This window comes from Neisseria leonii (assembly GCF_028776105.2).
In the GTDB taxonomy this organism is placed as follows: domain Bacteria; phylum Pseudomonadota; class Gammaproteobacteria; order Burkholderiales; family Neisseriaceae; genus Neisseria; species Neisseria leonii.
On record NZ_CP145606.1, the window covers coordinates 1,762,034 to 1,784,592 of the forward strand.

17 protein-coding genes, 1 tRNA gene, 2 pseudogenes and 1 riboswitch are annotated in these 22,559 nt (G+C 56.0%); of the genes and pseudogenes, 11 read left to right on the forward strand and 9 right to left on the reverse strand.

Annotated elements, in window-relative coordinates:
* Positions 1 to 54: 54 nt before the first annotated feature.
* Positions 55 to 155: riboswitch (TPP riboswitch) on the reverse strand.
* A gap of 125 nt (positions 156 to 280) precedes the next feature.
* Together purB and ORY85_RS08420 are read right to left on the reverse strand one after the other, a co-directional pair.
* Positions 281 to 1,654 carry an adenylosuccinate lyase gene (gene purB, locus ORY85_RS08415; RefSeq protein WP_274571722.1) on the reverse strand — a complete coding sequence of 458 codons (1,374 nt, stop codon included), beginning with the start codon at positions 1,652 to 1,654 and terminating at the stop codon, positions 281 to 283.
* Between the two features lie 132 nt (positions 1,655 to 1,786).
* The gene (locus tag ORY85_RS08420) at positions 1,787 to 2,125 is read right to left on the reverse strand and encodes a hypothetical protein (protein WP_274571723.1); all 339 of its coding nucleotides are present in this window, start codon (positions 2,123 to 2,125) and stop codon (positions 1,787 to 1,789) included.
* Between the two features lie 157 nt (positions 2,126 to 2,282).
* Here ORY85_RS08420 and ORY85_RS08425 point away from each other — a divergent pair.
* Positions 2,283 to 2,358, forward strand: a tRNA-Lys gene (locus ORY85_RS08425).
* A 183-nt stretch (positions 2,359 to 2,541) separates the two neighbouring features.
* On the opposite strand, the gene efeB is transcribed toward ORY85_RS08425, so the two are convergent.
* Both efeB and efeO read right to left on the reverse strand, forming a co-directional pair.
* Positions 2,542 to 3,816 carry an iron uptake transporter deferrochelatase/peroxidase subunit gene (gene efeB, locus ORY85_RS08430; RefSeq protein WP_274571724.1) on the reverse strand — a complete coding sequence of 425 codons (1,275 nt, stop codon included), beginning with the start codon at positions 3,814 to 3,816 and terminating at the stop codon, positions 2,542 to 2,544.
* Positions 3,817 to 4,096: 280 nt separating this feature from the next.
* A pseudogene (gene efeO / locus ORY85_RS08435) lies at positions 4,097 to 4,870 on the reverse strand (iron uptake system protein EfeO); the annotation flags it as partial.
* Positions 4,871 to 5,287: 417 nt separating this feature from the next.
* On the opposite strand from efeO, the pseudogene ORY85_RS08440 reads away from it, so the two are divergent.
* Positions 5,288 to 5,425: pseudogene (locus tag ORY85_RS08440) on the forward strand (prolipoprotein diacylglyceryl transferase family protein); the annotation flags it as partial.
* A gap of 236 nt (positions 5,426 to 5,661) precedes the next feature.
* On the opposite strand, the gene ORY85_RS08445 reads toward ORY85_RS08440, so the two are convergent.
* Positions 5,662 to 5,982 carry a GIY-YIG nuclease family protein gene (locus ORY85_RS08445; protein WP_274571726.1) on the reverse strand — a complete coding sequence of 107 codons (321 nt, stop codon included), beginning with the start codon at positions 5,980 to 5,982 and terminating at the stop codon, positions 5,662 to 5,664.
* A 140-nt stretch (positions 5,983 to 6,122) separates the two neighbouring features.
* On the opposite strand from ORY85_RS08445, the gene ORY85_RS08450 reads away from it, so the two are divergent.
* Both ORY85_RS08450 and ORY85_RS08455 read left to right on the forward strand, forming a co-directional pair.
* Complete coding sequence (locus tag ORY85_RS08450; RefSeq protein ID WP_274571727.1) at positions 6,123 to 8,318, forward strand: UvrD-helicase domain-containing protein; 2,196 nt, start codon at positions 6,123 to 6,125, stop codon at positions 8,316 to 8,318.
* Positions 8,319 to 8,536: 218 nt separating this feature from the next.
* On the forward strand, positions 8,537 to 8,944 hold the full coding sequence (locus tag ORY85_RS08455; protein ID WP_274571728.1) for an OsmC family protein: 408 nt from the start codon (positions 8,537 to 8,539) through the stop codon (positions 8,942 to 8,944).
* A 57-nt stretch (positions 8,945 to 9,001) separates the two neighbouring features.
* Here ORY85_RS08455 and ORY85_RS08460 read toward each other — a convergent pair whose 3' ends face one another.
* Both ORY85_RS08460 and ORY85_RS08465 read right to left on the reverse strand, forming a co-directional pair.
* Positions 9,002 to 9,772 (reverse strand): ParA family protein, encoded by a 771-nt coding sequence (locus ORY85_RS08460; protein ID WP_274571729.1) that lies wholly within the window; start codon positions 9,770 to 9,772, stop codon positions 9,002 to 9,004.
* A gap of 102 nt (positions 9,773 to 9,874) precedes the next feature.
* Positions 9,875 to 10,135, reverse strand: coding sequence for a helix-turn-helix domain-containing protein (locus ORY85_RS08465; RefSeq protein WP_274571730.1), 261 nt, complete (start codon positions 10,133 to 10,135; stop codon positions 9,875 to 9,877).
* A 68-nt stretch (positions 10,136 to 10,203) separates the two neighbouring features.
* On the opposite strand from ORY85_RS08465, the gene dndC reads away from it, so the two are divergent.
* From dndC to ORY85_RS08490, 5 genes are read left to right on the forward strand one after another with little or no spacing between them, the layout of a single operon-like run.
* Entirely contained in the window at positions 10,204 to 11,364 is a 1,161-nt protein-coding gene (dndC, locus tag ORY85_RS08470) for a DNA phosphorothioation system sulfurtransferase DndC (RefSeq protein ID WP_274571731.1), read from the forward strand.
* Entirely contained in the window at positions 11,318 to 11,533 is a 216-nt protein-coding gene (locus ORY85_RS08475; protein ID WP_274571732.1) for a DNA modification system-associated small protein, read from the forward strand. Before dndC ends, ORY85_RS08475 begins: the two co-directional genes overlap by 47 nt.
* Positions 11,534 to 11,536: 3 nt before the next feature.
* On the forward strand, positions 11,537 to 13,582 hold the full coding sequence (locus ORY85_RS08480; protein WP_274571733.1) for an AAA family ATPase: 2,046 nt from the start codon (positions 11,537 to 11,539) through the stop codon (positions 13,580 to 13,582).
* Positions 13,583 to 13,612: 30 nt separating this feature from the next.
* A complete protein-coding gene (locus tag ORY85_RS08485; RefSeq protein WP_274571734.1) occupies positions 13,613 to 14,563 on the forward strand; it encodes a hypothetical protein in 951 nt (316 codons plus the stop codon).
* A complete protein-coding gene (locus ORY85_RS08490) occupies positions 14,461 to 15,180 on the forward strand; it encodes an FtsK/SpoIIIE domain-containing protein (RefSeq protein ID WP_274571735.1) in 720 nt (239 codons plus the stop codon). The genes ORY85_RS08485 and ORY85_RS08490 overlap by 103 nt, the downstream gene beginning before the upstream one ends.
* A gap of 146 nt (positions 15,181 to 15,326) precedes the next feature.
* Here ORY85_RS08490 and ORY85_RS08495 read toward each other — a convergent pair whose 3' ends face one another.
* A complete protein-coding gene (locus ORY85_RS08495) occupies positions 15,327 to 16,199 on the reverse strand; it encodes an AraC family transcriptional regulator (protein WP_274571736.1) in 873 nt (290 codons plus the stop codon).
* Between the two features lie 103 nt (positions 16,200 to 16,302).
* Between ORY85_RS08495 and ORY85_RS08500 the strand changes: the two genes are divergently transcribed.
* Together ORY85_RS08500 and ORY85_RS08505 are read left to right on the forward strand one after the other, a co-directional pair.
* On the forward strand, positions 16,303 to 18,426 hold the full coding sequence (locus tag ORY85_RS08500) for a TonB-dependent siderophore receptor (RefSeq protein WP_274571759.1): 2,124 nt from the start codon (positions 16,303 to 16,305) through the stop codon (positions 18,424 to 18,426).
* An 11-nt stretch (positions 18,427 to 18,437) separates the two neighbouring features.
* Complete coding sequence (locus tag ORY85_RS08505; protein ID WP_274571737.1) at positions 18,438 to 19,970, forward strand: alpha/beta hydrolase-fold protein; 1,533 nt, start codon at positions 18,438 to 18,440, stop codon at positions 19,968 to 19,970.
* A 120-nt stretch (positions 19,971 to 20,090) separates the two neighbouring features.
* Here the strand turns inward: ORY85_RS08505 and metG are convergent, their stop codons facing one another.
* Positions 20,091 to 22,196, reverse strand: coding sequence for a methionine--tRNA ligase (metG, locus tag ORY85_RS08510; RefSeq protein ID WP_274571738.1), 2,106 nt, complete (start codon positions 22,194 to 22,196; stop codon positions 20,091 to 20,093).
* Positions 22,197 to 22,559: the final 363 nt, after the last annotated feature.

Sequence of the window (22,559 nt, forward strand, 5' to 3'; positions counted from 1 at the left end):
GCGGCCGGTATATTTTCAGACGGCCTGCCAAACCGGCACAGGCCGTCTGAAAACGGTATGACGCTGAACACTCCCCACGCAGGTATTGTCCTGATCGGGTGTTGAGGGTCTTTCTCAGCCGCGCCGGTCAAAGCGCAGCACCCCTGTTTCACTGCGCCGATTAAAGCATAAAAAGGCAGAAAGTGTAAACAGGCAGCAAAAGGCCGTCTGAACGGGCTTTTCCCGTTTCAGACGGCCTGATTGCGTACAGAGGCGGACAGATACTGCGCACCGAGCCGCATTATCCGATGCGGCGCGCCAATGCTTCGGCTTTGCCCACATACAGCGCGGGGGTCAGCGCGGCCAGCTGCTGTTTGGCTTCGTCGGGAATGGCCAAATCGTTGATAAAGAGTTTCAGCACTTCGGGCGAAATGCCGTCCTTGCCGCGTGTGAGGTCTTTCAGTTTTTCATACGGGTTTTCCACACCGTAGCGGCGCATCACGGTCTGAATCGGCTCGGCCAGAAGTTCCCAAGTGGCGTCCAAATCGGCGGCCAGCGCGGCGGGGTTGGCTTCCAGTTTGTCCAGGCCGCGCAGGTGCGCCGTCCAACCCAAGACGGTATAGCCCGCAGCCACGCCCATATTGCGCAGGACGGTGCTGTCGGTCAGATCGCGCTGCCAGCGCGAAACGGGCAGTTTCTCGGCCAAAAAGGCCAATACGGCGTTGGCCATGCCCAGATTGCCTTCGGAGTTTTCAAAATCGATGGGGTTGACTTTGTGCGGCATGGTGGAACTGCCCACTTCGCCAGCTTTGACTTTCTGCTTGAAATAGCCCAGCGAAATATAGCCCCAGACATCGCGGTTGAAATCGATCAGAATGGTGTTGATGCGCGAAAGCGTTTGGAACAGCTCGGCCATATAGTCGTGCGGCTCGATCTGAATTGTGTAGGGATTGAAGGTCAGCCCCAGCGAATGTTCGACAAATTTTTGGCAGTGCGCTTCCCAATCGACATCGGGATAGGCGGCCATGTGGGCGTTGTAGTTGCCCACCGCGCCGTTGATTTTGCCCAAGAACTGCTGTGCGGCCAGTTGGCCGGTCTGGCGTTGCAGACGGTACACCACGTTGGCGATTTCCTTGCCCAGAGTGGTCGGCGTGGCCGGTTGGCCGTGGGTGCGGCTCATCATCGGCACGGCGGCCAAATCATGCGCCATGCCGGTTAATTTGGCCGAGATTTCGGCCAGCTTGGGCAGCAGCACGGTTTCGCGCGCTTCTTTGAGCATCAGGGCGTGCGACAGATTGTTGATGTCTTCGGAGGTACAGGCAAAGTGGATAAATTCGCTGACCGCCAGCACTTCGGGCACACCGGCGAAACGTTCTTTGAGCCAGTATTCGACGGCTTTCACATCGTGGTTGGTCGTCGCTTCGATGGCTTTGACTGCGGCGGCATCGTCTAAGGAAAAACCGGCAATCACTTCATCGATTTCCGCCAGCGTAAAATCGCTGAACGGCGGCACTTCGGCAATTTTCGGCTCGGCAGCCAGTGCTTTGAGCCATTCGAGTTCCACTTTTACGCGCGCCTTCATCAGGCCGTATTCGGAAAAAATCGGGCGCAATGCTTCAACGGCCCGGCCGTAGCGGCCGTCCAGCGGCGAGAGTGCGGCAATCGGATTGATCATGTTTCGGCTTCCTGTGTCGACAGTCATAAACGGCGGCCATTATACACCAAGCTGCCGTGCAGATACGCAAAGAGGCCGTCTGAAAAACGGTTTGACACGCGCTTTTCAGACGGCCTTAAACAAGCATCATGCTTATTTGCTGGCAGCGGCTTCTTCCACTTTCTGAGCCGCCTCTTTGGCCGCGTTCACTGCATCGCCGGCTGCATCTTTTGCCGCGTCGGCTGCATCTTTCGCTGCATCGGCAGCACCTTTGGCGGCATCTTCGGCACCGCTGCTGACAGAATCCACAGCAGAAGCCGCCGCTTCTTTGGCACCTTCAACCGCACCGGCAACGGCGGAAGCCGCCGCACCTGCTGCATCGGCCGCATCGGAAGCCACAGCTTGGGCAGCTTCTTTGGTTTCTTGTTTCGCTTCTTGCGAGCAGGCAGCCAAAGCCAATGCCATTGCCGCAGCAATCCAGATATTTTTCATCGTTCTTCCTTTCGGTTACAAAAAAACGGCAGCATACTGCCGAATGTGCGATTATAACGCAAAATATCCGTCTTCCGATATGCTGCATACGGCAGCGGTCGTTTTTCAACCCGAAATGCTTGACACTGCCCGAAAGCGCGTTATAATACACGCTTTCGGGTCGTTAGCTCAGCCGGTAGAGCAGCGGACTTTTAATCCGTTGGTCGAAGGTTCGAATCCTTCACGACCCACCAGCATTTTGAAAACCCCAAGCCTAGGCTTGGGGTTTTTCTTTGGCCGTCCAAACAGCGGCGGAACGCAAAGCAGGATACTCCTGCATATAAATCAAACAGATGGCGATTGCACCCGGCTGAACAAGGCCGTCCGAAAACCGTCCCCCAATGTTCAGACGGCCTCAAAACCGGATACACCGCTGCTCAGGCCGCCAGCAGCCCCTGCCCGAAAAAGCCGCCTTTTTCCACCCCCGGCAGGATAAAGAAATAACCGCCGCCGAACGGGCTGATGTATTCTTCCAGCGGCTCGAAATCCAGCAGTTTCTGCACAAAAATAAAACCGTCGGCCAAATTGGCCTGATAACAGATAAACATCAGCCCGACATCGAGCTGGCCGCTTTTGGCCAAACCGCGCGAGTAGTTGAACGGTCGTCTGAACAGCAGGTGTTTGCGCATGAATTGCGGCGAACGCGGATTGGCCATACGGATATGGCTGTCATCCGGAATGGTGCCGCTTTCGGGGTGATCGGCATAATCGGGCGTATCATGCTCTTTTTTTCTGCCTAAAGGGGCACCGCTGTATTTATTGCGCCCGAAAATGGCTTCCTGTTCCTGTAGCGGCGTTCTGTCCCAAAACTCTACAAACTGACGGATCAGGCGCACGGCCTGATAGCTGCCGTTTTTGGTCCATGCCGGTTCGTCCAGACTGTTTTCCGCCACGCCCGTCCACAAAACACGTTTGGCCGTATCGGGATCGGCAACATCGGGATTGGCAGTGCCGTCGCGGAAGCCGAACAGGTTGCGTGCGGCCGCACCCGGCGCGCTTTTGGGCAGAAAGCCCTCCATGCTCCAACGGGGAACCAGCAGGCGGGCAGTGTGTTTGATAATGTCGCGCAGGGCGTTTTGGCAGGTTTCGGGCGAGAAGGCACAGATTTGCAGGCTGATGTCGCCGTCGCACCAGGCCGCTTGCAGACGGTCGTTGGAGAAATCTGTCATTTCCTGCAAATGTCTGGGCTTTTTGCCGGACAGGCCGAAACGGCCGTCAAACAGGCTCGCACCCACGCCCAGTGTGACCGTCAGCCCGTCGGGCGGAACGGTTTTGCCCAGTATGCCGCTGCCTGCGGGCGGCAGTTTGGCATCGCCGTCGATGAGTTCGCCGCCTTGGGTGAGAAATTCGATGCGTGCGGTGATGATGCGGAACAACCGTTCCAAATCTGCGACATCGGCAGCAACGGTATCGAATGCAGTCATGATGCCGAACGGCTGGTGCGGCGTGGTGATGCCGGCCTGATGCGTGCCGTAGCAGGGATAGGATTGTGCGGAATGTTGCGCCTGCACGCCCGCCTGCACAGCTGCGCCCTGCCGCCGCCCCAAAACCCAGCCGCCTGTTGCCGATGCAGCACCGGCCGCACCGGCGGCCAGCGCGGTTTTCAACAGGGTACGCCTGGCAGGTTGCTCGGGCGCGTTTGAATCGGTCATGTCGTTTCCTTTACATCTTTCTTGCATCCGCCCGATATGTCAGATGGCCTGCCGAAAACCAGGCCGTCTGAAAACGCAGTTTCTGCGCAGCTAAAACGCAGTTTCTGCGAAGCTAAAACGCAGTTTCTGCGAAGCTAAACGGGCGGAGTGGGCTTCTGTGGAGTCCAAAACAGGCGTTCCGCGCATTTCCGTATGATAAAAACCCACTTAAAAATATGGACTTGCACCAACCAAACAGAAAATCGGTTTCCGCAGACTGAAATGCGGCCGCCCGTGCCCGTCAATTCAAACCGAGTGTGCCGCGCAGTTGTGCCAATCCTTCGGCCAGCGCGTTAATCGGCGCCTGCATGGCTTTGCGGTCGGCTTCGGACAACTGGTTGTAGGGTGCGAATCCGCCATCGGTTCGGTATTTCGCCAAGGCTTCGTTTACCTGCTTGAAGTCGGCATCAATCTGTTCGGCCAATGGCGGATTTTTGGCAACAATCTGCGGGCGGAACAGTTCGAAGATTTTCTGCGCACCCTCGACATTGGCTTGGAAGTCGCTCAAATCCACCGAACTGTAACGGTTTTCTTCGCCGCTGATTTTGCTGGCCGCCACCTCTTCAATCAACTCGGCCGCACCGCCGACCACTTTTTCCGGCGGAAAATCCAGCACATCGATTTCGCTTTGCAGTTTGTTCACGTCGGCCACCAGCTTATCAGCCGTTTCCTGCACACCCGCAGTCGATTTTTCCACCCACAGCGCGTATTCGATGCGGTGGAAGCCGGTAAACTCCGGGTCTTTCGGCCCGGCTTTATAATCGTCCTCGCGCGCATCAATGGCCAGATCCAACTCATTGAACAGTTCGGCCACCGGCTCGATGCGCTCATAATGGCTGCGGGTATCGGCATACAGGGCTTTGGCTTTTTCCACGTCGCCCGCTTTCACGGCAGCGGCAAAATCGGCTGTTTTGGCTACCAAAGCCTTTGCTTCTGCCTGCACATAAACCTTATAGTCGGAAAGCGGCTGCGCCAAATCTGCCATAGTGGCATCGGAGGCCGTCTGAACCATGCCTCCGCCGGCCTCCGATGCGGCAGACGCAGCAGGGGCAGACGGACTTTGCTCGGCAGCGGGACGGCAGGCGGCCAAGCCCAAAGCCAGCAGCAGGGATAATGCGATACGGTTGGTCGGTTTCATGGTTTTACCTCATCAATCGGTTTTAACAAACGGCAGCGGACAGACAGCGGCTGATACCGGCAGTCTGCCTCCTGCCACAATTTAAAGATAATGATAACAGTTTTTATTTAATAAATGTTAATCCCGTTTGAACCAAAATTCAACCGGTGTGCCGGATTTCTTTGATGCAGCACAAACCGCCTCGCCGCCGCAACACAGGACACCGCGCCCGACAGGCCCGAAGCGCGGCGGCTTCCCGATATCGGGCCGTCTGAAACACACGGCGTTTGTTTTGGCTGCGCCCGCTTCTGCTACGCAGCAATGTTTCTGGCGGGTCAAGGCGTATCCCGCTTTATTGCCAAATATTTCCGCCAGCCCGACGACTACCTCGGCCTGCGCACGCTTGGTCTGTCGATGGGGCAATGGCTGAGCCTGCCGATGGTGGTACCGGGGCGGCAGGATTGGTCTGCTCGGATACAAACCGGCAGCCTGATTCCTTCCTTTGCTGCCAACCGGCCATGTCGGATTCGGACAACTCGGCAAACGGCATGGCCGGATAGCGGGTATCCGGCTTGCATTCCCGTTTCAGACGGCATCACGGCATGGTTGCCGCAGTATGGCGCATATTTTCTGCTCCGCAGAAACGGCACACCGCGCCGTTTTCAGACGGCCTGCGGTGCGGACCAAGGTCATGAAGCAGGCTGGCCGGTGCCGACGGGAAAATCGGGCAGGCTGTGCCACAAGGTTTCTTTGCGCGTTCTCGGCCAGGTTTTGATATGCGCCTCCATGCGCGCGGCGGCCGAACGGGAAAGGTTCGAAGCGGCCAGACGCATCGCCAGCGGCTTGTGCATACGGGTAAACCGCGCACCTTTGCCGGATAAGTGGGCGGCAAACCGCCGCGCGGGCGCATTGCTGATGCCGCAGTAAAGTGCGCTGTTGGTGCACAGCAGCAGATAAACGCTCCATGTGCCGGTTTCGGCCGCGCCGCCGTTTTGCCGTATTCCGTCCATCGGCGAATCTTAACACGGCAGCCGTTTGGTGCGTTTGGCCGCATGTTGCGTTTCCTGCCGTCCGGGTTTATCAGAAACTGCGTTTTCAGACGGCCTAAGTGTTACAATCAGGCTGTTTTGATTTTTGAACCCTGCCGCCCGTGTTTGCCGAATCTGCTCCCGCGTCTCTGCTTGAAGGCCTGAATCCCGAACAACTCGCTGCCGTGACGTGGCCGCCGCAGTCGGCGCTGGTGTTGGCCGGTGCGGGCAGCGGCAAAACCCGCGTGCTGACCACCCGCATCGCGTGGCTGCTGCAAAGCGGACAGGCTGGCGTGCACAGCATTCTGGCCGTAACTTTTACCAATAAAGCCGCCAAAGAAATGCAGACCCGCTTGGGCGTGATGATACCCGTGAACGTGCGCGCGATGTGGCTGGGCACGTTCCACGGCCTGTGCCACCGTTTTTTACGCCTGCACCACAAAGCGGCCGGGTTGCCGTCCTCCTTTCAGATTCTCGACAGCAGCGACCAGCTTTCCTTAATCAAACGCTTGCTCAAACAGCTCAATATCGCCGAAGAAGTGATTGCGCCGCGCGCCTTGCAGGGCTTTATCAATGCGCAGAAAGAAAACGGCCTGCGCGCCGGCCAGCTGACCGCGCCCGACCCGCATACCCGCCACCTGATTGAATGTTACGCCGCTTACGACCAAACCTGTATGCGCGAAGGCGTGGTCGATTTTGCCGAGCTGATGCTCCGAAGCTATGAAATGCTGCAAGCGGATGAAACGCTGCGCCGCCATTACCAAAACCGCTTCAACCATATCTTGGTGGACGAATTTCAAGATACCAACAAACTGCAATATGCGTGGCTCAAACTAATGGCGGGCGATACGGCCGCCGTGTTTGCCGTGGGCGACGACGACCAGTCGATTTACCGCTTCCGCGGTGCGCACGTCGGCAATATGACCGCCCTGATGCGCGAATTCGGTATCGAAGCACCGATTAAACTGGAACAGAACTACCGTTCAGACGGCCATATCCTGATCGCCGCCAACGCCGTGATTGCCCACAATGCCGACCGTTTGGGCAAAAACCTGCGCACCGATGCCGACAAGGGCGACAAAATCCGTTTCTACACCGCGCCGACGGATTTCGACGAAGCGCGCTTTATTGTCGAAGAAGCGCAGATGCTGCACCGTGAAGGCCGCCCGCTCGACCAAATCGCCGTGCTGTACCGCAGCAACGCCCAATCGCGCATCATCGAGCAGGCACTGTTTGCCGCCGCCGTTCCCTATAAAATCTACGGCGGCCTGCGCTTTTACGAACGGCAGGAAATCAAACACGCGCTGGCTTATCTGCGGCTGGCCGTCAATCCCGACGACGACAACGCGCTGCTGCGCGTGATTAATGTTCCCCCGCGCGGTATCGGCACCCGCACCGTGGAAAACATTCAGGCCGCTGCCGCAGAGCAGGGCGTTTCACTGTGGCAGGCGGCCTGCGGCATGGGCGCGAAAGCCGCCAAAGTCGCCGCGTTTGTGCGCCTGATTGACGGTTTGCGCGAACAGGCACCGAATGTGCCGCTGGCGGAAATGGTGTCGGCGGCCACCCGCGACAGCGGCCTGATCGAATACTATCAAAACCAGAAAGGCGACCATCAGGACCGTCTCGACAATCTGGACGAACTCATCAATGCCGCTGTGGCGTTCAGGCCGTCTGAAAGCAATTTTGAAATTTTGCCCGAAAATGCGGCGGAACACCCGCTGTTTCCCGTTCTGGCATTTTTAAGTGCCGCCGCGCTTGAATCCGGAGAAAATCAGGCCGCGACAGGCGAAGCGGTGCAATTGATGACCGTCCACGCGGCCAAGGGATTGGAATTTGAGGCCGTTTTCCTCACCGGTATGGAAGAGGGGCTGTTTCCCAGCGAATACAGTTTGGCCGAACGCGGCGGCCTCGAAGAAGAACGCCGTCTGATGTATGTGGCCATTACCCGCGCCCGCAAACGGCTCTATATCAGTACGGCACAACAGCGGCTCTTGCACGGCCAAACCCATTTCGGCGTGGTATCGCGGTTTGTCGAAGAAATTCCCGAAGAAGTGCTGCACCGCCTGTCGCCCGCATCTCAGTTTTCCGCTAATTTTGCCGCCCCGCCCAAGGCCAAACCGCGCCCGGCGGTTACTGTTGCCGCAACACAGCAGTACGGCGGCTTCCGTATCGGACAGAACGTGCGCCATGCCAAATTCGGTACGGGTGTGATTATTGATGCGCTGGACAAAGGCGGCACGGCGCGGCTGACCATCAATTTCGGCAAACAGGGCATCAAAGATTTGGACACCCGGTTCGCCCAATTAGAGGCCGTCTGAAAACGAGCGAAGCGGGTTTCTGTGAAGCTAAAACGCGCAACGCGAGTTGCAGTAAAGCTAAAACGCGCGAAGCAGGTTTTTTGCGAAGCGGAAACGGACCGGTGGGTTTGTGCGGAACGGGAAAGACCGAAGCGGATTCCGCCGCTGCAACGGCAAACAGCGCAAACAGAATCCCGACGCTGACGGCAAGACCATTTCCAACCCGACAGGAGCAAGCCATGTCTCATATTGCCACCGTCCGCTACTGCGGCAGTCTGCACAACGATTTGACCCATTCGGCCAGCGGCAGCACCATCAGCACCGACGCGCCCGTCGATAATCAGGGCAAAGGCGAAGCCTTTTCGCCTACCGATTTATTATCCGCCTCACTGGCAGCCTGTGCGATGACGATTATGGGCATCAAGGCTGCCGGTTTGGGCGTGGAGCTGACCGGCGCGCGTGCCGAAGTAGCGAAAGAAATGGCGGCCGATCCGCGCCGCGTGGCCGCCGTGCGCATCGATTTCTTCCTGAGCCGCGATTTGGACGAACGCAGCCGCCGCATTTTGGAGGCTGCCGCCCATACCTGCCCCGTTGCCCAAAGCCTGCACCCCGATGTGGTCCAGCAGTTCCGTTTCCACTACGAATGACACCGGTATCCGCAAATGAAAAACGCCCGATTGGTCGGGCGTTTTTTGGTCCGATGCCTAAGCGGCGGTGCGCGCCAGGACTTCTTGTGCCAATGCCTGATAGGCCAGCGCGCCTTTGGATTTGGCATCGTAAACCAACGCGGGCATACCGTGGCTGGGGGCTTCGGCCAGCCGCACGTTGCGCGGAATGGCGGTATCGAATATTTGGCGGCCGAAATGCTGTTGCAGCTGGGCGTTTACTTCCAGCACCAAACGGCTGCGGCTGTCGTACATGGTGCGCACAATGCCCAGAATATCGACTTGCGGATTGATGGCCTGACGCACTTTGCGCAGCGTGGCCACCAAATCCGAAATGCCTTCAAGCGCATAATATTCGCACACCATCGGTACAATCACATGGCGCGCGGCCACCAGACCGTTGAGCGTGAGCAGGGTCAGCGTGGGCGGGCAGTCGATTAAAATGTAGTCGTAATCGCCGGCCACTTCGGCCAGCGCGTTTTTCAGGCGCATCTCGCGCGCCAGCTCCTGCACCAGCTCCACTTCCGCACCGGCCAGCGCACGGTTGGCACCCAGCACGGCATAACCGCCCTGCGGGCTGGCTACGGCCGCATCGCGCACGGCCGCATCGCCGAGCAGCACTTGATACACCCCCGACTTGATGGTGTTTTTATCGACACCGCTGCCCGTAGTGGCATTGCCCTGCGGATCCAGATCCGCCACCAGCACACGCTTGCCCGCCTGTGCCAGCGACGCAGCCAGATTGACGGCGGTCGTGGTTTTGCCGACCCCGCCTTTTTGATTGGCAACCGCGATAATGTGTGCGCTCATAATGCCTGCCGCAAGAAAATCAAAGACAGCGGATTGTACCGCCATTCACGCTGTTTGGGTATGGCGCGGGAAGAGTCAGGCCGTCTGAAAACTTTCAGACAGTCAATATGGCAGGTTTTGTTTCTCAATGAAATTGCCCAGCACATCGGGGGCATACCATTCCAATGCCCGGCAGTATGCCGCAAATTCAAAAACGTCCAAACGCCTGTCGCCGGTTTCCACTTTGCCCACAAACGAATGAATCACATTCAGCCGGTCGGCCAGAGCACGCTGCGACAAACCCAGTTCCAGCCGGCGCTGAATCAGAATTTGCCGCAGGTGCAGATGCTCGGCGGAGTGGACGGAAAGACGCAGATTGGCCATTGCACCGATTTTAGGTACAATAGCTGTTGCACCTGTTTTGGGTGCAACACCATTTTAATACTCAGGCCATGACTGCGATTCCCATCTGCCTAGAAACACCGTTCGACCGGATCCGCAACGGCATCATCGACGAATACCTCAGCAGCGTGCAAGACTACCCGTGGATTGTTACCTTTTCCGGCGGTAAAGACAGCACACTGGTGGCGCATCTGGTGTTTGAAGCCCTGCTCGAACTGCCGCCCAGCCTGAGGCGGCGGCAGCTCTATTTCGTGTCCAACGATACGCTGGTGGAAAGCCCACTGGTGGTGCGGCATATGCGCGAAGTACTGAAACAGATCGAAACGGCCGCTGCCATCCTGAAACTGCCGGTCAGCGGACACATCACCACGCCGAGGCCGTCTGAAACCTTTTGGACGCTGCTGATCGGTAAAGGCTATCCCTCGCCCAACCGCTCTATGCGCTGGTGCACCGACCGACTGAAAATCGAACCGACCAGCACATTTGTCAAAGAAACCGTCAATGCCAACGGTGCGGCCATCATCATTTTAGGCGTGCGCAAAGACGAGTCGGCCACGCGCAAAGCCAGCATCGAAAACCATCAAAATCTGGAAAACTCCAATCTCACGCCGCATACCGGCCTGCCCAACGCTTTTGTTTACCGCCCGATTGCCGATTTGACCACCGACGATGTATGGGAATTTCTTGCCGCCAACACCCCGCCGTGGGGCGGCACGCATGATGCCCTAATCCGTCTCTACCGCGAAGCGGCCGGCGGCGAATGCCCGATTGTCCTTTCTCGGGAAGAAGCACCCGGCTGCGGTACCAATTCCAGCCGCTTCGGCTGCTGGACGTGTACCGTCGTCAATAAAGATAAAAGCCTGCAAGGCTTTGTCGATGCGGGAAAAACCGAATTTCAGCCGCTGCTGGATTTCCGCGACTGGCTGGTTGAAATCCGCAACAGGCCGGAATACCGCCAAGTCGAACGGCGCAACGGCACGGTAACCATCAAAGGCGGCAGACACATTCCCGGCCCGTTTACGCTGGAAGCGCGGCAGATGATTTTGGACAGACTCCTGGCTGTTCAGACGGCCTACGGCGGCGAACTGATTTCACAGGAAGAAGTCGACATGATTAAAAAAATCTGGACGGAAGATGTCATTCAGACCTACACAAGGAAAAAGTATGAGCAAAGCAGAAGAAAAAGTAGCCGATTTATTGCTGTGGAGTGATGACGCAGCCAAACAGCTGATGACCGAAATTGCCGCCGAACACGGCGTATCCGTTGAAGCATTGGCCGAATTGGTGGCGTGGGAGCGCGACCAGCAGGAACGTGTCCGCCGGCGCGGTATGACGGAAATGTTTGACGAAATTTTTGAAAATAAAAGCTACTGGAAATAAATCATGTGGATACATTCAATCCGCCTGCGTAATTTTAAGTCTTACGACAATGCGTTTTTCAGTTTTCCGGAATCTGACGGTGAGCGCAATATCGTATTAATCAGTGCACAAAACGGCCACGGTAAAACCACGCTTTTAGAAGCTGTTTATCTGTGTCTGTATGACAAGGATGCGGTCAGCCATCTGCAACGGGCGGGTTTGAACGGCAGGGGAAAAGGTTATGCCGATTTTCTGCAATCGGCTTTGCACCATCAGGCCGAAATCAAATACGGCCGCAGTGAAATGGCTTTGGAGTTGGAAATCCGGCAACACTATCAAGGTAGGAAATACGGTTTGCGCATCAAGCGTAAATGGTATTTCGACAGTAACGGCAAATACCAGCCTGCCGACAACTCGGTCATCATTGAGTTGGCTAAAAATGACAATTACAAATTGGTTGACGAAGATATGGCGGACAAGTATCTGAACGCATATGCGCTGCCGATAGACTATGCACCGTTTTTCTTTTTCGACGGAGAAAAAATTGTGAAAACCGCTGAAGGAAGCGGCGCTGGAGTGTGGCTGAATCAGGCTCTGAAAGGCTTGTTGGGTGTGACTTTGCTGGAAAAGCTGCGCGTCAGTTTAAAAGACTACCGCACCAAAAATATTTCTCAGAACAGCAGCGATAAAATGCAGAAAGATTTGGTAGAAGCCGAACGTAAGCTGCAACAGGTGCAAGCTGCTTTGGCGGTGTCCAATGAAGAGCTGGCAGATGCCCAGGCACAATGGCAGCATTGGACGGAAAAACGCGACAGTTTGATGCAGCAGCTCGGCGGCGGCAGCGATATCCGTACTTCGCAAGATTTGATGGCTCAGCGTGAAAAGCTGGAAAAAGAAATGGAGGAGTTTCAGAGCCATATCAAAGCTGCTGTGAAAGCCATGCCGCTGGCTTTTCTCCCCAGAGGCCGTCTGAAAAATTTACAGGTGCAATTGGAGCGCGAGAAAAACCGTTTGAACCACGAAGCAGGCAAAGACCAGATTGCCGACAAAGTGGATGATTTTTGGCAGGCTTTTGTTGCCAGCGAAAAAGTCGGACAGGCATTTGGCGCCATGGCAGACACCATTTTCAACCAGCCCGTATTGAAAGAGGCGGTCAAAGACTGCTGGGAAAAGCTGTTTTACCCGCTACCTGAGAACTGTGCGGACAAAATCGAACACAATTATCTTTCAGTCAATGCCCATGCGGAGATTCAAAATGAAATCAGTAGATTAAGTGGCATTCCGCAAGGCGGAATCGGCAAATGGCTGGAGGAAAATGAAAAACGCGAATCGGAACGCAAACGGGTGATTGCCGAAATCGAGAATCTGCAAGGTACTAATAATGACGAGCTTGTCGGGCAACTGAAAGAAGCCAACCAAGAAACCGATAAATACAAAGAGCGTTCAGGCCGTTTGAAAAGCAATCTGATTCAATCCCAAAAACAGCAGGAACGTTTGAGCAATGAAGTTTCTGATTTACAGAACAGAATCAGCGACAGCAATCCTCAATTGCTTAAATCGCGCCGTGCAGGAGAGGTGGATAACGTCATCGTACGCCTGATTGAAGAATTGCTGAAACAGAAAGTTGGCGCTGTGGGAGAAGCTGCTACACGGATTAACCGTGACATCGCCCACGACAAACGTATCGACCGTATCCGTATTAAAGCTAACGGGCAAATGAGTCTGTTCGGTTATGACGGTTATGAAACCCATGTCGATACATCGGCAGGGCAAATGCAGATTTTGATTATGTCGCTGGTGTCGGCATTGGCGGAAGTGACGCACTATCAAGCCCCATTTATTATTGACACGCCTCTGGCGCGTTTGGACAAAGGCCACCGTGAGGGCTTGTTTAACCACTGGGCCGGTTTAAGGCAGCAAGTGGTTTTGTTGTCGCAGGATACGGAAATCACATCCGAAGTGTACCGCCGTTTGGAGCCGCATATCAGCCGTACCTATCTGGTGAAGGCCGAATCATTGATGAGCGGCGGTGCACGCTCGCAGGTAACTGCCGACGTATATTTTGAATAACAGGCCGTCTGAAATATACAGGAAAACATCATGTACCAATTGGAACATACCGATAAAGGTTGGGACACCGACTTTTTCCACACCCTGATGGGCGAAAAGCGGATTTTTTCCAGCAAAGCCGCCAAACAGATCCGCACCCGTCTCCATGATGCGGGCGCACTGCCCCCGTTTGACGGCCATTACGACTGGGCGATGCTGTGCATCGGCTACTGTTTGGCCAGAGGCTTTGCCGACAGCGCGGGCAGGCTGATTCCCGCGCCCGACACACAAGGGACGGAAATTGTTTCGTTCCAAACCTGTTTTCAGAGCTATTCGCGCCTGTGGCTGGTGATGTTGAGCGATACATTGTTCCGTCTCAATCCCGACAAAGCCGTCACCAAAGACGATTTATATACGCTGATTCAGAACTTATGGCACACCGGCGCGGTGGAGCTGGAAAAATCTTGGGAAGGATGTAAACGGTTTAAGCCTGACGATGAATTGGCCGCACGGCAGACTTTTTTGAATGAGCTGACCGATTTGGCGGTAAAAAATGCCGGCACCGGCACGTCTGCCTCCGTTTCAGACGGCCCCGGAAATACGGCACAAACGGAAAACCGCAAACAGTCTCTGCGCAAAGCACTCAGCCAAATGAATATTCCCGTGGCCGAGCTGGCATTCAGCCATGCCGGTGCACGTTACGATATTTACCGTTTGCGTTTGAGTGAATATAAAGATGTGAAAAAATCCCATCAGGCTTTATGTTCGGCCTTGGGCGTGAAAGCGGAATCGCTGCACATTGTGCCCAGCTACAACAACGGCAGCCATGCTTATGATGTGAGCTGCTGCGCGATGAGTCAAGCTGGCACAAACTGGGGGCGCAGAAATTCAGAGAAGCCATGCAGTCGTATCAGGACGACTTTGCCCTGCCTGTGTGCATCGGCATCGACGAATACGGCAAAGCGCATTTTCAGGACTTGGCCCGCGCGCCGCATCTGCTGATCGGCGGCAGCACCGGTTCGGGCAAATCGGTTTTGGTGCGTACGATGCTGCGCAGCCTGTTTGATTTGTGCAGAGGGCAGGACAAATTGGAAGTGGCCATTCTCGATGTCAAAAAAATCGATTATCAGATATTTGCAGACGAAGAAGACCTCTATGAAGAGCGGATTCTGGACGATTATGACGAAATGTATCAATTTTTGCGCGACAGCGTTGCTGAATCCGACCGCCGTTACAGCCTGATGCAGCAATACGGCGTACAGAAATTGCAGGAGCTGCCCGATTCGGTGCGCCCGCGCTACCGCGTGATTGTGGTGGACGAGTTGGCCAATCTGCTCAAACAGCATAACAATATGGAAAAGCCATTGATAATGTTGGCGGAAAAAGCACGCGCTTCGGGCATTCATCTGGTTTTGAGTACCCAACGCCCCGATGCCGAAACGTTTAGCGGTACACTTCGCACCAACCTGCCTGCGCGCATTGCCCTGAAGGTGCAGAAGTCCACAGAATCGAAAATCATTCTGGACGAAACCGGCGCGGAACACCTGCTCGGACAGGGCGACCATTTGGTTCGCTGGGGCAGCGGCAGCGCGTATTTTCTGCATGGCTTTGATGTGTAGGAACGGTTGAAAATCCAAGGCCGTCTGAAAATCTTTTCAGACGGCCTTGCCGCAGGCATTTGAATGTTGCACCTGATATGCGGATGTAAGATGTCCGGCTCAGCAAACCAAACTGCCCGAAAGCAAACAAATCTGCCGGAAACCGCTCATGCCGCTTGCGGGCGGTAGCGGCTTGGCGGCCACCCGAACAGTTTTTTAAAGGCTTTACTGAAACACTCGGGATTGCCGTATCCGGCCAGCGCCGCCGCTTCGCCGACGCTGTGGTTTTGCAGCAGTGCGTTGCGTGCCAGTTGCAGGCGGTATTCGCGGCGGTAGTGGGCGATGCTGATGCCGAAGGCCGTCTGAAACTCCTGCTGCAATGTGGTGGGGTTGCTGTGGCAGGCTTTGGCCAATGTGTTCAGGCAGGCATTGGCAGCCGCCGGGTCGTGCAGCAGTTTGAGCAGTTTTTGCAGCCGCGCAGACAACGGTTCGGCACAGTGGTCGGGAAACAGGGTCTGCAAAACTTCTGCGGCCAGTGCCATGCTCTGCATGGTTTGGTGCAGTGCGCGCCACGGTGCGGGGCGGCGGCAAGTCTGCATCAGGCTGCGGATTTTCTCGGCCAAAGGCCGGGTAATCTCCAGATAATGCGGTTGGAGATGGGCCCGGCGTAAGGCTTTCAGAATGTGGGGCGGACAGCCCATATTTTCCAGCCAAACATTGCTGCACAATAAAACCAGTTCGCGCTGGCAGCCGCTATGGAAGATTTTGCAGCCTTCTTCCGGTGTATTGATTGGCAGGCAGACCGCCGAGCGGCTGCTGTCTGCCTGCAGTCTGATTTCACGGCTGCCGAAGCGGAGATGGGATTGCCCTTCCAACGTAAAAATAAGGCGTAACGCCGGATAGAAACGGCCGCTTTCGCGGCAGGTGCCGTTCAGGGTGGTGAGTTCGCTGTGTTTCAAGTCGAGGCCGCCGAGCATGAAATAAGTGTTGACGGTGCCGTGTTGGTGAGAGAGGCGGACGGGGTGGGCGGTATGAATCATTTTGTTGCGGTAGGGGTATTGTTGCGGATTTTTCGGGTCGTGCGGTAACGGTTAATCATATAATAAATCTAAGAATAGTTCTCAATTCTAAGGAGTATCCGTGATGAAAACAAGCCGTTTGATTTTCCGCCTCGCGCCATTGCCCGCGCTGTTTGCCGCTGCATTCGCCTCTGCCGCCGAGCAGGCCGAATTGGAAAGGGTTGATGTGTACGGCACGCGTAATGCCGCGCGTTACGAATATGTGTCCGACTCCGCGCAAACGCGCACTGCCGCCAAAACCGACGGTTCGCTGATGGATGTTCCGCAATCCTCCAGTACGGTTACGCGCCGCCATTTGGATGAACGCGAACCGCAGGATATTGCGGAAACGCTGGCTTATACTTCGGGTGTGTCGGGCGGCTACCGCGGTGAAAATACGCATATCGAAATGTCGGTGCGCGGCATCGGCGGCAAAAGCAACGGCGGCGGCCAGCCGACGTTTTGGGACGGTTTGCGCTACGGTGCTTCGCTGGAAATCAATCCCTACATCATCGACCGCATCGATATTCTGAAAGGTCCGGCTTCCATGCTGTACGGGCAGAGCAATCCGGGCGGCATTGTCAACCTGATGACCAAACAGGCCACCGGCAGCAACGAAAGTGAAATCGTGCTGAAAACAGGAAGCGGAAACCGCGCGGAAATCGGTTTGGATATAGATAAAGAATGGAACGGACAATTGGCCTACCGTTTGGTGGCCAATGCCAAACAAGTGGACTGGCAGGCGGGCAAACAGACGCGCCAACGCAGCCTGACGCTCGCACCCTCATTGATGTGGCGGCCTACGGAACGCACCAAGTTGGTATTGAAAGGGCTTTACGAAAGGCAGCCGGAGGCAGGCGATCGCAATTTTCTGATTAGCGATGGAACGCTGTTTCCCGTCGACAGGCAACGTATTCCGCTCGACTTTTTCAGCGGCGACCCTGACTACCACAATCTGAACAATACCAAAAACCAAATCGGCTACGAACTGGAACACAAGTTTAACGACAATCTGAGCCTGCAGCAGAACCTGCGTTACGGTGCCTATAACAACTATCTGAAATCCTTGGTGGTGTGGAACTCGCTCGGCGGCAGCAATGTCCGGCGCATGGCACGCATTTTTGATGAAAACTGGCGTGAGTTTCAGGCAGATACCCGGCTGGTGTGGAAAACGGGTTCGGATGCCTTGCGCCACACGGTGCTGTTCGGCGCGGATTACCAGGACAGCCGCAGCGGTTTGAAAAGCTATTTGGGCGATGCGCCGCCGATTGACTGGCGCAAACCGGTTTACGGTGTGGCAGTCGATACTCCGGCTTTAAGCGGCGACGAAAAGAGCCGTGTCCGCCAAACCGGCCTTTATCTGCAAGACCGGATCGAATGGGGCAACTGGCGCTTCCTGCTCGGCGGCCGTTACGATATGGCCGGTACTTCGCAGGAGAATAGGTTCAGGGCAACATCCAACAGCCATTCCGACAATAAATTCACTTGGCGGGCAGGCGCGGTTTACCGTTTTTCAGACGGCCTCAGTGCCTACGCCAATTATGCGACTTCGTTTCTGCCCGAAGCGGGCATCTCGGCCGACGGCGGCAGCTTAAAACCGACTACCGCCAATCAGGTGGAAGTGGGTGTGAAATACCGGCCGACGCCGCGGGTATTGCTGACCGGCGCACTGTTCAACATCAATCAATCCAATTTGTCGGTGTACGATCCGGTAACCTGGCAGAAAACGCAGGTCGGCAAAGTCCGTACACGCGGTGCGGAAATCGAAGTACAGGGCGACATCACGCCGCAATGGGGCATCAGCGGCAGCTATACCTATTTAGACAAGAAAGTGCGCGAGGACAGCAATCCCGCCTTGGTCGGCACCACACAATGGGGCGTACCGAAACACTCCGCTTCGCTTTGGCTGGATTACCGCTTCGGCAGCCAAAACCCGCTCAAAGGCCTGAGCATCGGCACGGGTCTGCGCCATACCGGCAAAACCTGGGGCGATAACGCCAATACCTTCCGAGTGCCCGCCTATACGGTTTGGGACATGAAACTGGCCTACAAACCCGGCAGCGCCGTTCCCGCGCTGAAAGGCACGCAAGTGCAGCTGAACGTGCAGAATCTCGCCGGCAAACAATATGTAGCCTCTTGCGCCAACCGCGTCTCATGTTTCTATGGAAAAGGCCGTGTTTGGACGCTTTCCGGCGGCTATCGTTGGTAAGGGCAGGCCGAATGAAATATTTGCTTGCTTTGGTCTTAACCGCCGCGCCGCTCGCGGCCGCTGCCGATACGGTACGGCAGGCCTGTCTGAAAGGCCGTGCCGAAGATCGGATTGCCGTTGATTTAACTGAAGGCCGTTATATTGAAGGAAACATCGAATTCAGCCGTCTTGACTTTTCCCGCAGCGGCGTGTCGCTGAGCGCGGTTTCCGACACCGCACCCGAACGCAAATTGTTCGGCGACCAAACCAACCCGCAGGATTTTTTACTGTGGTATCCGTACGGCAGCCGCGTTTGGCTGAAATTGAGCGCACCGGACAACCGCCGTATGTGTTACCGGCTCACCCTGAAACAGAGTGCGGCGCATTACGATGAAACGGTGCGTGAAAACGCAGTGCCGCAAAGCCCGCGTTTGCAGCAGTTGCAGCGGGAAATTGCCCGGCAAGGCAGCCGTGCCGAAGAGCGGTTTTGGACGGAAATCCGCCGGCAGGGCGCACCTTTGGTGGAAAAAGCCGATAGCGGGCACAGCCTGCTCACTTTTCTTTACCGCAACGCCGCGCACAACGTGCGCCTGCTCGGCGGGCCGTCGAATGATCACGAATGGCTGGAGAAACTGCCCGGCAGCAGCGTGTGGTATAAAACATTTAAAGTCCGCAACGATTTGCGGCTGAGCTATCGTTTGGCACCCGATATTCCCACGCCATACGGTGCCGATGCTTACCGTCGTCGCCGTGCCCTATTATCGGTTTTGATGCCCGACCCGCTCAACCGCCGCCGTTTTGCCGAATTCTCGCTGGTCGATTTGGCTGAGCCGCACGACCAAGCAGCCGCTGCACCGCGAGGCCGTCTGAAAAATTATGCGTTCCACAGCAAAAAACTCGGCAACTCCCGCCGTATCTGGATTTACCAAACCGACCCGCAAGCTGCCGACCCTGTGGTGCTGTATTTGTTCGACGGTTGGCAGTATCTCTACGAAACCCGCCTGGTACCGATACTTGACGGCCTGCGGCGCCAAAACAGATTGCCGCCCGTAGCCGTGGTATTTATCGATAATGCCGACAGACGCGCCGAATTACCGGCCAATCCCGATTTTGCCGATATGCTCGCCGAAGAGCTGATGCCTTTTGTCGAACAACATACCGCCATCCGCCACCGGCCACAGCATACCGTTGTTTCAGGCAGCAGCTATGGCGGATTGGCCGCTGCCTATGCTGCCTACCGCAGGCCGGAAACTTTCGGCAATGCCATTCCGCTTTCCGGCTCGTTCTGGCACAAAAACAATAACGGACAGAAGCTGGCCGACCAAGTCGCCGCAAAAAAACTTCCGCCCCAACATTGGTTTATCGCTGCCGGCAGTTACGAAACCGCACGTACCGGCGAAGATCCCGCTGACGGCATTGCCGCCGGCAGCCGCCGTTTGGCCGATGTGCTGACTGCGCAAGGGCATGATGCCGTCTATCGGGAATACAGCGGCGGCCACGACTATGCCGTCTGGCAATATGCCTTAACCGACGGCTTGGTTTATTTGTTTGGCAGATCCCGTTAGCAAATTGAGCTGTGTGATTTTTGAGCAATACGCAGTTTGGGTTGCCAAACCCAACCAAACCGCAAACTTAACCCAACCCTTGCAGACGGCCTTGTCGGCTGTTTTCAGCGGTTTGAACAATCAGCCCACTTTATCGCCCGGCTGTGCACCTTCGTGTACGTCGAGCAGGCGCAGTTTGCCGTCTGCACCGGCGGCGGAGAGAATCATGCCTTCGGACATGCCGAATTTGGCCATTTTGCGCGGGGCGAAGTTGGCGACGGCGATGACCATGCGGCCGTTGAGCGCGGCGGGGTCGGGATAGCTGGCGGCGATGCCGGAGAAAATCACGCGCTGTTCAAAGCCGAAATCGAGGTCGAATTTCAGCAGTTTGGTGCTGCCCTCGACCGCTTCGCAGTTGAGTACTTTGGCCACGCGCATATCGATTTTCATAAAGTCGTCGAAACTTGCCTGTTCGGCTACGGGGGCGTAGGCCGGAGTTTCGGCGGAGGCGGTTTCGGCTGGGGTCGTACCACCGGCAGGCTGCGCACTCTGAATGCTTTGTTTGTTGGCTTCGATTAAGTTGTCCACTTGTTTTTGCTCCACGCGCTGCATTAAATGTCGGTATGGGTTGATGGTATGGTTTTCAGGCAGGGGTTCGCGGGTGTTTGTCCAGGTAATCGCGTCTAAATTCAGGAATTTGGCGGCGTTTTGCGCGGTTTGCGGCAAGACGGGCGCGAGGTAGGCGGTGAGCATGGCAAAAGCATTAATCAGCTCGCTGCATACTTCGTGCAGCCTGTCGTCCTGCCCTTCCTGTTTGGCCAGTTCCCACGGTTTGTTGGCATCGACATATTCGTTTACTGTGTCGGCCAGTGCCATGATTTCGCGCAGGGCGCGGGCGTATTCGCGGTTTTCGTAATCTTCGGCAATGTGTTCTGATTTTTCGGCCAGCTGTTTCAATAACGGGCTGCCTGAAACGTCTTTCAGACGGCCGTCAAAGCGTTTGTGGATAAAGCCGGCGGCACGGGCGGCGATGTTGACGTATTTGCCGACCAGATCGCTGTTTACGCGGGCGATGAAGTCGTTCAGGTTCAAATCGATGTCTTCGATTTTGCTGTTGAGCTTGGCGGCGATGTAGTAGCGCATCCATTCGGGGTTCAGACCCTGTTCCAGATACGAGCGGGCGGTGATGAAGGTGCCGCGCGATTTGGACATTTTTTGGCCGTCAACCGTTAAGAAGCCGTGGGCGAATACGCCTGTCGGCGCGCGGTGGCCGCTGAACTTCAGCATGGCCGGCCAAAAGAGCGCGTGAAAATAGAGAATGTCTTTACCGATAAAGTGGTACATCTCGGTTTGGCTGCCGGCTTTGAAAAACTCGTCGAAATCCACGCCGATGCGGTCGCACAGGTTTTTAAACGAAGCCATGTAGCCGACGGGCGCATCCAGCCACACATAGAAATATTTGCCCGGCGCGTCGGGGATTTCAAAGCCGAAATAAGGCGCGTCGCGCGAAATGTCCCAGTCGGATAAGCCGCCTTCGCCGTTGCCGTCAGGGTGCAGCCATTCGTTCATTTTGTTCAGGGCTTCGGGTTGCAGGTGCGGCCGGATGCGGCCGTCTGAAAGCGTGGTGCTGCCCGCTGTCCATTCTTTCAGATAGTCGGCGCATTCGCCCAGTTTGAAGAAAAAGTGTTCCGATTCGCGCAGTTCGGGCTTGGCACCGGAAACGGCGGAATAGGGGTTAATCAGTTCGGTGGGCGAGTAGGTGGTGCCGCAGCTTTCGCAGTTGTCGCCGTATTGGTCTTTGGCACGGCATTTGGGGCATTCGCCTTTGACAAAGCGGTCGGGCAGGAACATCTGTTTTTCGGGGTCGTACAGCTGGGCTATGGTGCGGCTTTCGATTTTGCCGTCTGCTTTGAGTGCGAGGTAAATCTGTTCCGACAGTTGGCGGTTTTCGGGGGAGTGGGTGGAGTAGTAGTTGTCGTAGCCGATGAGAAAGCCGGTAAAGTCGGCCAAGTGTTCGGCATGGGTTTTTTCAATTAGGGCTTCGGGCGTGATGCCCTGTTTTTGCGCGGCGAGCATGACGGGTGTGCCGTGCGTGTCGTCGGCGCAGCAGTAGTGGCATTCGTGGCCGCGCAGTTTTTGGAAGCGTACCCAGATATCGGTTTGGATATGTTCGACCATATGGCCGAGATGGATACTGCCGTTGGCATAGGGCAGGGCGGAGGTAACGAGAATTTTGCGTGGGGTCATGATGGCTCGGAACAGACGGAAAGAAAACGCAATTATAGCGCAAAGCCGCGCACAAAGGCCGTCTGAAAACGAGCGCAGCGAGTTTCTGCGAAGCTAAAACGGGCGCAGCGAGTTTCTGCGAAGCTAAAACGGGCGCAGCGGGTTTCTGCGAAGCTAAAACGGGCGCAGCGGGTTTCTGCGAAGCTAAAACGGGTAAAGCGGGTTTCTGCGAAGCTAAAACGGGTAAAGCGGGTTCTGCGGAGCGGAAACGGAGTGCGGTACGGTTTCTGTGCGGCAAAACGGACGGAATGGTTTCAGCGGAACGGAGACACAGCCCAACCCACACGGCTTGTCCGGCAGGAATCGGCCAAGTGGGTTTTGCAA